The organism is Methylorubrum zatmanii, assembly GCF_014845115.1.
In the GTDB taxonomy this organism is placed as follows: Bacteria; Pseudomonadota; Alphaproteobacteria; order Rhizobiales; family Beijerinckiaceae; genus Methylobacterium; species Methylobacterium zatmanii.
Genome location: NZ_NKUI01000079.1, coordinates 18154 through 31545 on the forward strand (window position 1 = coordinate 18154; position 13392 = coordinate 31545).

Sequence of the window (13392 nt, forward strand, 5' to 3'; positions counted from 1 at the left end):
GCCTGTTCCGGACATGGCATCCATCCTCCGGAAGTCCCGCCCCGGCGCCTTGCTCAGGCGATGACGGAGCGTCGTTCTCTGCAGGCGGCCCGGACATCACTTGCCGTGGAGACCCGCCTTGGCGTCTGAGCCAGAGAGCCCGCTCAAGGCCGTCCCGGCCCTGCCCAAGGTCGCCACCGGCATCTCCGGTTTCGACGCCATCACCTTCGGAGGCCTGCCCAAGGGGCGTCCCTCCCTGGTCTGTGGCGCGGCCGGTTGCGGCAAGACGCTGTTCGCCACCACCTTCCTCGTCAACGGCGCGACCCGCTTCGGCGAACCCGGCGTGTTCATGAGCTTCGAGGAGCGGGCCGAGGATCTCGTCGCCAACGTCGCCTCCCTCGGCTACGACCTCGACGGGCTGGTGGCCCAGGGCAAGCTCGCCATCGACCATGTCCGCGTGGAGCGTGGCGAGATCGAGGAGACCGGCGAGTACGATCTCGAAGGCCTGTTCATTCGCCTCGGTTTCGCGGTGGATTCGATCGGCGCCAAGCGCGTCGTGCTCGACACCATCGAAACCCTGTTCGCCGGCTTCTCCGACGAGACGGTGCTGCGCGCGGAACTCCGCCGCCTGTTCGGCTGGATCAAGGACCGTGGACTCACCGCGATCATCACCGGCGAGCGCGGTGACGGCCAGCTCACCCGCCAGGGGATGGAGGAATACGTTTCCGACTGCGTGGTGCTGCTCGACAATCGCGTCGAGGACCAGATCACCACCCGGCGCCTGCGCGTGGTGAAGTATCGCGGCTCGGCCCACGGCACCAACGAATACCCGTTCCTGATCGATGCCGAGGGCATCAGCGTCCTGCCCGTCACCTCGGCGGATCTCGACTACACCATCGCCGAGGGCGTGATCGCGACCGGCATCGCCGGCCTCGACGCGATGCTCGAACCCGGCGGCTTCCATCGCGGCACCAGTATCCTGATCTCGGGCGAGGCCGGCACCGGCAAGACCATGATCGCCTCGAGCATGATCGACGCGGCCTGCGCCCGGGGTGAGCGCTGCATGGCCTTCGTGTTCGAGGAGAGCGGCCACCAGATCGCCCGCAACGCCCGCTCCGTCGGCCTCGACCTCGCACGCCACGTCGAGGCGGGCCTGCTGCGGTTCGAGGCGGCGCGACCCAGCCTCTACGGACTGGAGATGCATCTGGCGCGCATGCACCGGGACATCGACCGGTTCGAACCCGCCTTGGTGGTGATCGACCCGCTCTCGGCGCTGCGCGGCCCGCCGGTCGAGTTGCAGTCGACGATGCTGCGGATGATCGACCTGCTCAAGAGCCGCGGCATCACCGCTGTCTTCACCAGCCTGCGCGAGGACGGCGACATCGATCACGACAGCGCCATCGGCGTCTCCTCGCTGATGGATGCCTGGGTCAAGCTCCTCAACGTCGAGGCCAACGGCGAGCGCTCGCGCACGCTCTACGTCATCAAGGCGCGGGGCATGCGCCACTCGAACCAAGTGCGCGAGTTCACGATGTCGGAAGTCGGGATCGCGCTGATCGATGCCTATATCGGCCCGGCGGGCGTGCTCACCGGCACCGCCCGCGTGGTGCAGGAGGCGGAGGAGGCCGCTGCCGCCCTGCGCCGGGAACAGGAGAACCTGCGCCGTCAGCGGGAGGCCCTGCGTCGCCGTCGGTCGCTGGAGCGCCAGATCGACGAATTGCGCGCCACCCTGGAATCCGTGGAAGAGGAAGAAGCGTTGCTCTTGAGCGAGGACGAGATGCGCGAGACGACGCTGGCGAACGGACGGCGCAACCTCGCGGCCCGCCGGGGGAGCGCGCGATGAGCGGGACGGAGCCGATCGACGGCGAGGACGCCCCCGACGAGGGTCATTACCATCTGCGCCTCTACGTGGCCGGGCAGACCGCCAAATCCCTCGCGGCGATGGCGAATCTGAAGCGCTTCTGCGAGGAGCACCTCGCCGGTCACTACGACATCGAGGTGGTCGACCTCATGAAGAACCCGCAGCTCGCCGCGGGCGATCAGATCCTGGCGATCCCGACCCTGGTGCGCCGCCTGCCCGCCCCGCTCAAGCGCATCATCGGCGACCTGTCCAACACCGAGAAGGTGCTGATCGGACTCGACATCCGGCCGAAGGCGGGCGGGTTTTGAGCGCGGCCGGCCCCACGGGCGGCGAGGCCGCCGGGCGCGCCCGGCTGCGCCTCTACGTTGCCGGGACCTCGCTGCGCTCGACGCGCACCATCGAGAGCGTGCGCCGCCTGTGCGAGCGCCGGCTCGGCGGCCTGTGCGACCTCGAAGTCGTCGACATCTACCAGCAATCCGGGCTGGCGGGCACGGACGGCGTGGTGGCGGCGCCGACCCTGGTGCGCCTGAGCCCCCTCCCCGCCCGCCGCTTGGCCGGCGATCTGAGCGACGAGCAGCGGATCCTGGAAGGCCTCGGCCTGCAGTCCCTGGTGCGGGACAGCGCCGACGGGGGCAACGATGAGCGGTGAAGCATCCTCCGTCGCCCTCGCCGTTGCCGAGGCGCGGATCCGCGAGCTGGAGACGCGGCTGGAGGAGGTCGAGGACACCCTCGCGGCGATCCGCCGGGGCGATTTCGACGCCATCGTGGTCGAGGGGCCCGGCGGCGAGCGGCTGGTCTACGCCCTGGAGAATGCCGACCGGCCCTACCGGGTGCTGATCGAGCAGATCCAGGAGGGCGCCTTCACTCTCGGGCCGGACGGCACCCTGCTCTATTGCAACCGCCGGCTGGCCGAGACCCTGGGCCAGCGCCAGGAGCGGCTGATCGGCCAGCCCCTCGCCCGCTTCGCCGCCGAGGGCCACGGCGCCGCCCTGGCGGCCCTGGTGGCCCGGGCGGCGCGGATGCCGGCCCGCGGCGAGCTCGCGCTCTGCGACGAGGCCGGAAACGAGCGCCCGGTCTACCTCTCCCTCAGCCGCCTCGACGGCGATGGCGACACGCTTCTGCTCTGCGGTGTCCTGACCGACCTCACGGCGGAGCGACGGCGCCTGCGCGAACTCGCCGAGGCCAACGAACGCCTGCGGACCGAGGTGGCCGAACGCGAGCGGATCGAGGAGGCCCTGCGCCAGTCGCAGAAGATGGAGGCGGTGGGTCAGCTCACCGGGGGCGTCGCCCACGACTTCAACAACCTGCTCACCGTCATCAAATCCTCCACCGACCTGCTCAAACGGCCCGATCTCGCCGAGGAGCGGCGGCGGCGCTACGTCGAGGCGATCTCCGATACGGTCGGGCGCGCGGCCAAGCTCACCGGCCAGCTCCTCGCCTTCGCCCGGCGCCAAGCGCTCAAGCCCGAGGTGTTCGATGCCGGCCGGGGTGTCGCGGCGGTGGCGGACATGGTTGGCACGCTGACCGGGGCCCGGATTCAGGTGAAGACCCTGATCGAGCCCTGCTTCGATGCGGCGGGCGAGCCCTTCGCCTGCCTCGTCGAGGCCGATCCGAGCCAGTTCGACACGGCGCTCGTCAACATGGTCGTCAATGCCCGCGACGCCATGGACGGCGAGGGCACGCTGACCATCCGCGTCGGCCATGCCGGCCAGATCCCGGCCCTGCGCACCCATCCGGCGGTGCCCGGCGACTTCGTGGCGGTGTCGATCTCCGATACCGGGGCGGGCATCGCCCCGGCCGACCTGTCGCGGATCTTCGAGCCGTTCTTCACCACCAAGGGGGTCGGCCAGGGCACCGGTCTCGGTCTGTCCCAGGTGTTCGGCTTCGCCAAGCAATCGGGCGGCGACATCGCCGTCGAGAGCGTGCTGGGCCAGGGCACCACCTTCACCCTGTTCCTGCCCCGGGCCAAGATCGCTCCGACCGTGGTCGAGCCCGCCGACGAGCCGGAGCCGCTCGCCCCCGGCCACGGCACCTGCGTGCTCTTGGTGGAGGACAACCGCGAGGTCGGCGCCTTCGCCACCCAGGCCCTGGCCGAACTCGGCTACGGCACCGTCTGGGCCATGGATGCCGAGCAGGCCCTGGCCGAACTCGACCGCACCCCGGACCGCTTCGACGTGGTGTTCACCGATGTGGTGATGCCCGGCATGAACGGCGTCGATCTCGCGCGCAGGATCCTCGAGGACAGGCCGGGCATGCCGGTCGTCCTCTCCTCCGGCTACAGCCACGTCCTCGCCGAGGACGGGCGCCACGGCTTCCCGCTCCTGCACAAACCCTATTCGGTCGAGGATCTCTCGCGCATCCTGCGCCGGGCGGTCCGGCGGCGCGGGCCGAAGGGCCAATAGAGCCTCGGGCCGACGGAGGCGGGAGAGCGTTTTTCCTCGACTTGGAAAGCGCTGAGCCGAAGCCAAGAAAAAAGGCTCGGATCACTCCGAGCCTTGAAGGAAAAAGGCCATTGGGGGCTGAACTGGCCTTCGTGGTCGGACAATGCGCCGGCGACCGATCGGTTCCGAAAAACTTCGCCGAATTTTCAGGTTGCAATCTCAGCGCGGGGCGGCGGCCCGGCGCAGGCGGTCGTTGATCGCCTCGCCCAGCCCCTCTCCCGGCACCGGGGCGACGGCGATCACCGCCGCGCCGGAGGCGTCGAGCCGGCGCAACGCCCCGAACAGACGGGCGGCGGCCTCGGCCGGATCGCCGCGCTCGCTCAGGGATTCGACGGCGGCCGCCCGTTTCAGCCCCTCGGGACGGAACGCCCCGAACAGCAGGGCCGCCTCGCCGGGGGCGATGGCGGTCGCGTCGAGGCGCACGCCGGCTCTGGGCGCATAATGCGAGGCCAGCAGGCCGGGCCCCACGGGCTGCGCCCCCGGATCGCCGGCCGCAGCCGGATCGAAGCCGAGCAGGGCGGCGATGGCCTCCCGCGTCACCCCGCCGGGGCGCAGCAGCCGGGGTGTGCCGCCGAGGCAGGCGACCACGCTCGATTCGACGCCGACCGGACATTCGCCGCCGTCGAGCACCGCGTCGATGCGCCCGTCGAGATCGGCGAGCACGTGGTCCGCGCTGGTGGGGCTCACCCGCCCCGAGCGGTTGGCGGAGGGCGCCGCCACCGGACGCCCGACCCGGGCCAGCAGGTCGCGGGCGAGGCCGTGGGCCGGGACGCGCAGGGCCACGCTGTCGAGACCGGCTCGGGCCAGTTCGCAGACCGAACCGCCGGGCGAGACCGGCACCACCAGGGTCAGCGGCCCCGGCCAGAAGGCGGTCGCCAGAAGCTGAGCGGCCGCGTCGAATACGCCCTCCGCCAAGGCGGCCTCGTGCGTCGCGACATGGGCGATCAGCGGGTTGAAGTGCGGGCGGCCCTTGGCGGCGTAGATCGCCGCCACCGCCTCCGGGTCGGTGGCGTCGGCGCCGAGCCCGTAGACCGTCTCCGTCGGCAGGGCGACGAGGCGGCCCGCCGCGAGCAGGGCGGCCGCCTGTGCGAGGCCGTCGCCGTCGGCGGTCAGGCGAAGCGTGGGGGCGGTTGACGGGTCTGCGTCCATGGCCGAGTGGAGATGCGGTGAAGAACGGCCGGCCGTAGACCCTCGCGCCGCAAGCCGTCAAACGGCAAGCCCGTCCCGGCGCGCCGTCCATGGGAAGCACCGCCCTCCGGGAGCGGTGGGAGGAGCGGTGAAGAGATGAGCTATCGCGCGCCCGTCGAGGAGATGGCCTTCACGCTTCGGCACGTCGCCGGGCTCGACGCCGTGCTGGCGCAGAGCGGCGCCGAGATCGCCTCCGAGGACGCGGTGGCGATCCTCGCGGAGGCCGGCCGGCTCGCCGGGGAGGTCATCGCGCCCCTGAACCGGATCGGCGACCGCCACGGAACGCCGTTCTCTGACGGGACCGTCACCACCGCGCCCGGCTGGCGCGAGGCCTACCGCGCCTTCGTCGAGGGTGGCTGGAACGGGGTGCTCGCCTCCCCCGACCATGGCGGCATGGGCCTGCCGCATCTGATCGCGGCGGCCTGCACCGAGATGTGGAACGGGGCGAACCTCGCCTTCGGCCTGTGCCCGCTGCTCACCGCCGGCGGCATTGAGGCGCTGGCCGCCCACGGCTCCGATGCGCTGAAGAGCCGCTACCTCGACAAGCTCGTCTCCGGCGAGTGGACCGCGACCATGAACTTGACCGAGCCGCAGGCGGGCTCGGACCTGTCCGGCCTGCGCAGCCGGGCCGAGCCCCATGGCGACGGCAGCTACCGGATCACCGGGGCCAAGATCTACATCACCTACGGCGAGCACGACCTGGCCGACAACATCGTCCACCTCGTGCTGGCCCGGCTGAAGGACGCGCCTTCCGGCACCCGCGGCATCTCCCTGTTCCTCGTGCCGAAGGTGCTGCCGGACGGCACGCGCAACGACCTGCGCTGCTCAGGGCTGGAGCACAAGCTCGGCATCCACGGCTCTCCCACCTGCTCCATGGCCTTCGGCGATGGCGGCGGCGCGACCGGCTGGCTGATCGGCGAGGAGAACCGGGGGCTCGCCTGCATGTTCACGATGATGAACTCGGCCCGGCTCAATGTCGGCCTGCAGGGCGTCGGCGTGGCCGAGGCGGCGTATCAGAAGGCCCTGGATTACGCCCGCGAGCGGCGCCAGGGCCGGGCGCCGGGTTCGCCCGAGCCGGTCAGCGCCATCGTCGCCCATGCCGACGTGCAGCGCATGCTGCTGACCATGAAGGCCTATACTGCGGCGGCGCGGGGCATCTGCTACCTCACGGCTCAAGGACTCGACGCCGCCCACGGCCCCGAGGGCAAGGCCGCCCATGACCGGGCCTCTCTGCTGACGCCGGTGGCGAAGGCCTTCTCCACCGACATCGCCAACGAGGTGACCTCGCTCGGCGTCCAGGTCCATGGCGGCATGGGCTTCGTCGAGGAGACCGGCGCGGCCCAGCTGATGCGCGACGCCCGCATCCTCGGCATCTACGAGGGCACCAACGGCATCCAGGCGATCGACCTCGTCACCCGCAAGCTGCCGCTCAACGGCGGCGCCACGGTGGGAGCGCAGATCGCCGCGATGCGGCGGGTGGCGGAGGGGCTTCTGAAGGATGGCGCGCCCGCCTTCGGCCACGCGGCGGCGCGCCTGCGGGAGGGCATCGGCAACCTCGACAGGGCCACGAGCTTCCTGCTCAAGGCTTTGGCCTCGAACCGCCCGCAGGACGCCCTGCCCGGTGCGGCCCCCTATCTGCGCCTGTTCGGTCTGGTGCAGGGCGCGGCCTGCCTCGCCATGGCGGGGCTCGCGTCGAGCGCCGCCTTGAAGGCGGGCGAGACCGATCCGGCCCATGCCGCACGGATCGCCCTCGCCCGCTTCTTCGCCGAGAACCTGCTGCCCGCCGCCGGTGGCCTGGAGCAGGCGATCCTGACCGGCGGCGGGTTCGCCGAGGATCCGGCCTTCGCCCTCGCGGGGTGAGGCGCCCTCACCCGGCCGTGGGAGGTCCATAGCCCGCGTAGAACACCCGCACCGCCTCCGCGACCCGGTAGCGGATCTCCGCCTCGCTCGGTGCTTCGCCGACGTTGAACAGCAGGCGCGTCATCATCCCGGCCTGGCAGAGGTGCAGGAAGTGCTTGGCGGCCAAGTCGGTGTCGGTGGTCGGCGCGAGGCGCCCGGCCGCCACTTGGCTGTCGAAATAGGCCTTGAGCCGTTCGGTGCCGCAGGCCGGTCCGGCCTCGAAGAAGGCCTGCCCGAAGCGCGGAAACTTCTCGCAGGCGCCGATCACCATGCGGATGAGCGAGACATGCTCCGGCCGCGCCATCATGGCGAGATAGCTGGTGCCGAGGCGCGTCAGCACGGCGCACAGGTCCGGATCGTCCTCGTCGAGGCGGAACAGGGCTTCGGCCAGGCCCTCCTTCTCCTCGGTCGTCAGCGCCTCGAACAGGGCTTCCTTGCTGTCGAAATAGACGTAGAGCGTCCCCTTCGACACGCCCGCCGCCCTGGCGATCTCGCCCATGCTGGCCCCGTCGAAGCCCGACGCCATGAAGACCTGCCGCGCGCCTTCCAGGATTTGCCGGCGCTTGTCGCTCTCGCCCGCCTGAGGCCCCTGCCCCCGTTCCTTGATCGACGCGCCCGACATGATGCCCACTCAGATTGACCGAACGGTTCGGTCAATGCTAACTAGCGTCCGAGTGCCGGCGGCGTCAACGGGTGTCGGCTGATGACCGAACGGTTCGGTCAATGCATGTTTGAGGATGCGGCCATGTCGCTTCGCGAGGATGCCGGTCGATCGGAGACCGCCTCGGACACCACTTTCGAGACGGCGCCCGAAAGCGCCGGGGTGGCGCGTGCCGAGGGCGGGCGTGTCCCGGCCGTCGCGCAGCCGGCTCCGGCTCCCGTGCCGGCCGCCGACTCCAAGTCCCGCCGGCCGCTGCGGCGCGCGGTCCTCGGGCTGATGCTCTGCGCCGCCCTCGGCGGCGGCGCCTATGAGGGCTGGCAGTGGTGGACGGTCGGGCGCTTCTTTGTCGGCACCGACGACGCCTATGTGCAGGCCGATATCTCGATCCTGGCCGCCAAGGTCTCCGGCTATCTGGAATCCGTCCCCGTGGTGAACGGGCAGGCGGTGAGGAAGGGCGACGTGATCGCCCGGCTCGATGACGGCGATTACCGGCTCGCCCTGAAGGCGGCGCAGGACAAGGCCGCGACGCAGGAGAGCACCATCGCCCGCATCGGCCGGCAGGCCGAGGCGGCGCAGGCGCAGGTGCTGCAGAGTGCCGCCCAGGTCGATGCCGCGAGGGCCGATGCCGTGCGGGCCGCCGCCGACTACGCCCGCGCCACCCAGATGCAATCCGATTACGTGGCGAAGTCGCGCCTCGATCAGGCCAAGGCCGACCGGGATCGCACCGACGCGTCGGTGAAGTCGGCGGAGGCCGCCCTCGCCGCCGCCCGCGCCAATGTCGACGTGCTGCGGGCGCAGCAGCGCGAGGCCGAGAGCCTCGCCGCCGAGCTGCGCACGGCGGTGGACCGCGCCCGGCGCGATGTCGATTTCGCGGTGATCCACGCGCCCTTCGACGGCGTCGTCGGCAACAAGGCGGTGGAGGCCGGCGCCTATGTCTCCCCCGGCTCGCGGATCGCCGCCCTGGTGCCGCTGACGAGCGTGCGGGTCGACGCGAATTTCAAGGAGACGCAGCTCGCCCGCGTCCGCCCCGGCCAGGAGGTCCATATCCACGTCGACGCCTATCCCGATCGGGACATCGTCGGCACGGTGGAATCGCTCTCGCCCGCCTCCGGCTCGGTCTTCAGCCTGCTGCCGCCGGACAACGCCACCGGCAACTTCACCAAGATCGTCCAGCGCCTGCCGGTGCGGGTCCACGTGCCGGAGGATGTCGCCCGGGAGGGCCTGCTGCGCCCCGGCCTCTCGGTGGTGGTGAAGGTCGATACCCGCGACGGGGCCGACGCCCCGGTCCAGAAGCTCGCCGCCCGGCACTGATGTCCATGGCCGCCACCGCTGCCGTCGCCGGCAGCATCCCCGCCGAACCGCCCCTCGACCGCCGCCGCATGGTGGCGTTCCTGTGCATGGTCTTCGGCATGTTCATGGCGATCCTGGACATCCAGATCGTCTCGGCCTCGCTCAACGAGATCCAGGCCGGCCTCTCGGCTTCCGGCGACGAGATCCCCTGGGTGCAGACGAGCTACCTCATCGCCGAGGTCATCTCGATCCCGCTCTCGGGCACCCTGTCGCGGGTGCTCTCGACCCGCTGGATGTTCGCGATCTCCGCCGGCGGCTTCACGCTGATGAGCCTGATGTGCGCCACCTCCTCGTCGATCGGCGAGATGATCGTCTGGCGGGCGGCGCAGGGCTTCATCGGCGGCGGCATGATCCCGACCGTGTTCGCGGCGGCCTTCACCGTGTTTCCGCCCTCGAAGCGCTCCATCGTCTCGCCGATGATCGGCCTCGTGGCGACGCTCGCCCCCACCATTGGCCCGACCATCGGCGGCTACCTGACCGACCTGTTCTCCTGGCACTGGCTGTTCCTCATCAACATCGTGCCGGGCATCTTCGTCACGGTCTCGACCTGGGCGCTGGTCGATTTCGACCGGCCGAACATCGAGCTCCTGAAGTCGTTCGACTGGGCCGGCCTCGTCTTCATGGCGGGCTTCCTCGGCTGCCTCGAATATGTGCTGGAGGAGGGCCCGAACCACGACTGGCTGCAGGACGAGGCGGTGTTCGCCTGCGCCCTCGTCTGCGGCGTGTCGGCGCTGCTGTTCTTCGCCCGCGCCTTCACCGCGCGCCAGCCGATCGTGGACCTGCGCGCCTTCTCGGACCGCAACTTCGCGGCCGGCTGCATCTTCAGCTTCGTGATGGGCATCGGCCTCTACGGCCTGACCTATCTCTACCCGGTTTATCTGGCGCGGGTGCGCGGCTACTCGGCGCTGCAGATCGGCGAGACGATGTTCGTCTCGGGGCTCTGCATGTTCGCGACCGCGCCGATCGCCGGCAAGCTCTCCGCCAAGCTCGATCCGCGCCTCATGATGGCGATGGGGTTCACCGGCTTCGCCATCGGGACATGGATCGTCACCGGGCTGACCAAGGATTGGGATTTCTGGGAGCTGCTGTGGCCGCAGGTTCTGCGCGGCTGCTCCCTGATGCTGTGCATGATCCCGATCAACAACATCGCGCTGGGCACCCTGCCGCCGGAGCGGATGAAGAACGCCTCGGGCCTGTTCAACCTCACCCGCAACCTCGGCGGCGCGGTCGGGCTCGCCCTGATCAACACCGTGCTCAATGCCCGCTGGGATCTCCATCTCGCCCGCCTGCACGAGCGCTTCACCTGGGCGAACGGCGCGGCCCTGGAGCGGCTCGACGCGATGCGGCGCCAGTTCGAGGTGCTCGGCGGCGACGCCAACGGCATGGCGCTGAAGGCATTGAGCAACACGGTGCGGGTCCAGGGGCTGGTGATGAGCTTCGAGGACGTCTTCCTCGTCCTGACCGTGCTGTTCCTGGCCATGGCCTGCGGCACGCCGCTGATCCGCCGTCCGCCTGGCGCGGCGCCCGCCGGCGCCGGGCACTGACCCGCCGTCAGGCCGCCTCTGCGTTGGCGGCCCGGTCCGGAATGACGATGCGGAAGCGGGCGCCCTTGGTCGTCTCGTCGAGGCTGAGGGTGCCGCCGTTGAGCCGCACCAGCTCCGAGGCGATGGCGAGGCCGAGTCCGGTGCCGCCGGCCCGGGTCGAGCCCTGGAAGGCGGCGAACAGGTTGGCCTTGGCCCGCTCGGGCACGCCGGGCCCGTTGTCGCTGACGAGGATCGTCACCGCGCCCTCGCCGGGAGCGCCGCCCCGACTTCCTTCGATCAGCACGGCGCCGTCCTCGGCCCGGCACGCGGCCTGGGCCTGGACCGCGTTGCGCACGAGGTTGGTGAGGGCGCGCAGGAGCTGTTCGGGATCGACGTCGATCTCCAGATCCCGCGCCGCGCGCACCTCCACGGGGATGCAGGCGGAGGGCATCAGGCCGGCGAGATCGGTCAGCTCTTCGAGGAGCGGCGCCAGCGCCACCATGCGGCGCTGCGGGTTCGGCTCCGTAGCGCGGCCATAGGCCAGGGTCGCCTCGCAGAAGCGGATCGCCCGGTCGAGGGTCTCCACGAGGCGCGGCGCCACCCGCTGCACCAGGGGATCCGAGACGCTCTCCAGGCGGTCGCCGAGGAGCTGCGCCGTGGTCAGCAGGTTGCGCAGCTCGTGGTTGATCTTGCTCACCGAGAGGCCGAGCTCGGCCAGGCGCCGCCGCTGGCGCAGCTCGCCGCCCAGGGCGACCTGCATCCGTGCCAGGGCGTCCTCCGCCTGACCGATCTCGTCGGTGCGGGCCGAGGACCGCGCCACCCGGTCGGCCCGTTCCGGGTCGTCGGCGAAGGCGGTGATGTCGCGGGAAAGCCGGACCACCGGCCGCACGATCGCCTGCCGGAGCACGAAGAACACGAGCCCCGCCGCCAGTGCCGCGATGACGAGGAAGATGACGAGCAGGCGAAGGGAGAAGTCCGTGAGCGCTGCCCGCAGGGGGCCCTCGTCGAGCAGAACCTCGACGGCATCGAAGCCGTCCTGCCCCGAGCCGATCACCCGGATCGGCGCCTCTGTGGACAGGAACAGAGTGCGGAAGGCGCCGCCGGTCGCCGCGAACCAATGCCGCTCGCGCAGGTCCACCGTCTCGGCGACGGCGGAGGGGATCGGCCCGGTTGTCAGGTGACGCCAAGTCTCGCCGACCCGCACGGCGATGGAGCGGGCGCCGACCCCCATGAGCAGGCGGCGGGCCGTCTCGTCGGGCACGTTGCCCTCGGGGGCGGCGTTCAGGACCAGGGCGGCGACCCGCGCCGCCGCCACGCGGTCCGAGAGCCGCGACAGCCGGTAGGTCGTCACCGCCGGGATGTAGATCAGGATTTCGGCCAGCACGACGAAGGCCACCGTCAGCAGGAACAGGCGGCCGGACAGGCCCAGCCACCCGAACCGCCGCGCGCGCGGCGTCGCGGCCGGTGCCTCGCTGTACCAGGGCAGGGCGGCGATCGCCGCCGGTTCATGCTTCGCCACGTTCTCCGGCTCGGTCTGCCGGCCGGGAAACGGAAGGCGGGGCCGTCTCACGCGTCACCCGTCGTTGTGTCGTTCAATCGCGGTCGGAATGGCGGGCATCCGCCCCGGGCCGTCGCCAGTCGTAGAGGTTGTACGAACCGTCGGAGACGCACGCCATTCACTTGCGCGCAAGTCTTATGCGCGAAGTGTCCGCCGCTCAAGCCATCGCCGCAGATAAAGCGACAGAAGGGCGAAACCCGCCAGGGCCGCGAGGGAGGCCACCATGCCGGGCGTCACCAGGGCGCGCAGGTCGAGTCCCGCCGCGCAATCGCTGCCGCCGGCGGCGAGACAGGCGGTCTTGGCCTCGTCCCGGGCGCTCAGGAGGTCTTCGAGCCCCGAGCCGATTCCGGCATAGATGAAGGCACCCGGCGTCAGCCCGAGCAGGGTGGCGAGCACGAAGGTGCGCAGGCGCACGCCGAAGGCCGCCGGGGCGAGGTTGGTGATCCAGTACGGGAAGATCGGCAGCAGCCGCAGGATCAGGATGTAGCCGAACCCGTCGCGACGAAACCCTTCCGCGAAGCGTCCGACCCGGGGGCCGGCCTTGCGCCGGATCAGGTCGCCGGCGGCGAAGCGCCCGACCGAGAACACGATGGCGGCGCCCGTCGTCGCCGAGCCGATGGCGATCAGAGCCCCAGTGACGGAGCCGAACAGCAGCCCGGCCAGCACCGTGAGCACCAGGGTCGCGGGCAGGGAGACCACGACGGAGCCGACATAGGCCAGCGAGGCCAGGGCGATCGCCCGCACCCGGTCCTCGGCGATGAGCGCCTGGAGCCAGACCCGGGAGTCCGACAGCCGGTCGAGGTCGAGGAAGCGGGCTCCGCCGGAGGCGAGCACGCCGAGGGAGAGCAGGGCGAGGCAGGCGAGCGGCAGCCAGCGCAGCCAGGGGCGGCGCGGGCCCTCCGGCTGTGACGACGCGCCGCCCGGGTCCCCGT

General features: G+C 71.1%; 11 protein-coding genes. 7 read left to right on the top strand and 4 right to left on the bottom strand.

What is annotated here, in order from left to right:
* The first annotated feature begins 118 nt into the window (after positions 1-118).
* The 4 genes from kaiC to MZTS_RS11035 are packed head-to-tail and all read left to right on the top strand — an operon-like array spanning position 119 to position 4242.
* Complete coding sequence (gene kaiC / locus MZTS_RS11020; protein WP_192283873.1) at positions 119-1822, top strand: circadian clock protein KaiC; 1704 nt, start codon at positions 119-121, stop codon at positions 1820-1822.
* Complete coding sequence (locus tag MZTS_RS11025) at positions 1819-2148, top strand: circadian clock KaiB family protein (RefSeq protein WP_009865960.1); 330 nt, start codon at positions 1819-1821, stop codon at positions 2146-2148. Before kaiC ends, MZTS_RS11025 begins: the two co-directional genes overlap by 4 nt.
* Positions 2145-2489, top strand: coding sequence for a circadian clock KaiB family protein (locus tag MZTS_RS11030; protein WP_009865961.1), 345 nt, complete (start codon positions 2145-2147; stop codon positions 2487-2489). The genes MZTS_RS11025 and MZTS_RS11030 overlap by 4 nt, the downstream gene beginning before the upstream one ends.
* The gene (locus MZTS_RS11035) at positions 2479-4242 is read left to right on the top strand and encodes a PAS domain-containing hybrid sensor histidine kinase/response regulator (RefSeq protein ID WP_192283874.1); all 1764 of its coding nucleotides are present in this window, start codon (positions 2479-2481) and stop codon (positions 4240-4242) included. The genes MZTS_RS11030 and MZTS_RS11035 overlap by 11 nt, the downstream gene beginning before the upstream one ends.
* A gap of 198 nt (positions 4243-4440) precedes the next feature.
* Here MZTS_RS11035 and MZTS_RS11040 read toward each other — a convergent pair whose 3' ends face one another.
* On the bottom strand, positions 4441-5430 hold the full coding sequence (locus MZTS_RS11040; RefSeq protein WP_009866681.1) for an L-threonylcarbamoyladenylate synthase: 990 nt from the start codon (positions 5428-5430) through the stop codon (positions 4441-4443).
* A 135-nt stretch (positions 5431-5565) separates the two neighbouring features.
* Between MZTS_RS11040 and MZTS_RS11045 the strand changes: the two genes are divergently transcribed.
* Entirely contained in the window at positions 5566-7329 is a 1764-nt protein-coding gene (locus tag MZTS_RS11045; protein WP_192283875.1) for an acyl-CoA dehydrogenase, read from the top strand.
* Between the two features lie 7 nt (positions 7330-7336).
* On the opposite strand, the gene MZTS_RS11050 is transcribed toward MZTS_RS11045, so the two are convergent.
* Complete coding sequence (locus MZTS_RS11050; protein ID WP_192283876.1) at positions 7337-7990, bottom strand: TetR/AcrR family transcriptional regulator; 654 nt, start codon at positions 7988-7990, stop codon at positions 7337-7339.
* Between the two features lie 123 nt (positions 7991-8113).
* Here MZTS_RS11050 and MZTS_RS11055 point away from each other — a divergent pair, with 123 nt between their 5' ends.
* Positions 8114-9340 carry an HlyD family secretion protein gene (locus MZTS_RS11055; protein ID WP_192283877.1) on the top strand — a complete coding sequence of 409 codons (1227 nt, stop codon included), beginning with the start codon at positions 8114-8116 and terminating at the stop codon, positions 9338-9340.
* Between the two features lie 5 nt (positions 9341-9345).
* On the top strand, positions 9346-10923 hold the full coding sequence (locus MZTS_RS11060) for a DHA2 family efflux MFS transporter permease subunit (RefSeq protein WP_192283878.1): 1578 nt from the start codon (positions 9346-9348) through the stop codon (positions 10921-10923).
* Positions 10924-10930: 7 nt separating this feature from the next.
* Here MZTS_RS11060 and MZTS_RS11065 read toward each other — a convergent pair whose 3' ends face one another.
* Together MZTS_RS11065 and MZTS_RS11070 are read right to left on the bottom strand one after the other, a co-directional pair.
* The gene (locus MZTS_RS11065; RefSeq protein ID WP_192283879.1) at positions 10931-12421 is read right to left on the bottom strand and encodes an ATP-binding protein; all 1491 of its coding nucleotides are present in this window, start codon (positions 12419-12421) and stop codon (positions 10931-10933) included.
* Positions 12422-12595: 174 nt separating this feature from the next.
* On the bottom strand, positions 12596-13339 hold the full coding sequence (locus MZTS_RS11070; protein WP_192283881.1) for a TVP38/TMEM64 family protein: 744 nt from the start codon (positions 13337-13339) through the stop codon (positions 12596-12598).
* Positions 13340-13392: the final 53 nt, after the last annotated feature.

What these genes read in the sequence shown, in the direction of transcription:
- MZTS_RS11025 (WP_009865960.1), top strand. Translation starts at nt 1,819, where the DNA reads ATGAGCGGGACGGAGCCGATCGACGGCGAGGACGCCCCCGACGAGGGT.
- MZTS_RS11035 (WP_192283874.1), top strand. Translation starts at nt 2,479, where the DNA reads ATGAGCGGTGAAGCATCCTCCGTCGCCCTCGCCGTTGCCGAGGCGCGG.
- MZTS_RS11040 (WP_009866681.1), bottom strand. Translation starts at nt 5,430, where the DNA reads ATGGACGCAGACCCGTCAACCGCCCCCACGCTTCGCCTGACCGCCGAC.
- MZTS_RS11045 (WP_192283875.1), top strand. Translation starts at nt 5,566, where the DNA reads ATGAGCTATCGCGCGCCCGTCGAGGAGATGGCCTTCACGCTTCGGCAC.
- MZTS_RS11050 (WP_192283876.1), bottom strand. Translation starts at nt 7,990, where the DNA reads ATGTCGGGCGCGTCGATCAAGGAACGGGGGCAGGGGCCTCAGGCGGGC.
- MZTS_RS11055 (WP_192283877.1), top strand. Translation starts at nt 8,114, where the DNA reads ATGTCGCTTCGCGAGGATGCCGGTCGATCGGAGACCGCCTCGGACACC.
- MZTS_RS11060 (WP_192283878.1), top strand. Translation starts at nt 9,346, where the DNA reads ATGGCCGCCACCGCTGCCGTCGCCGGCAGCATCCCCGCCGAACCGCCC.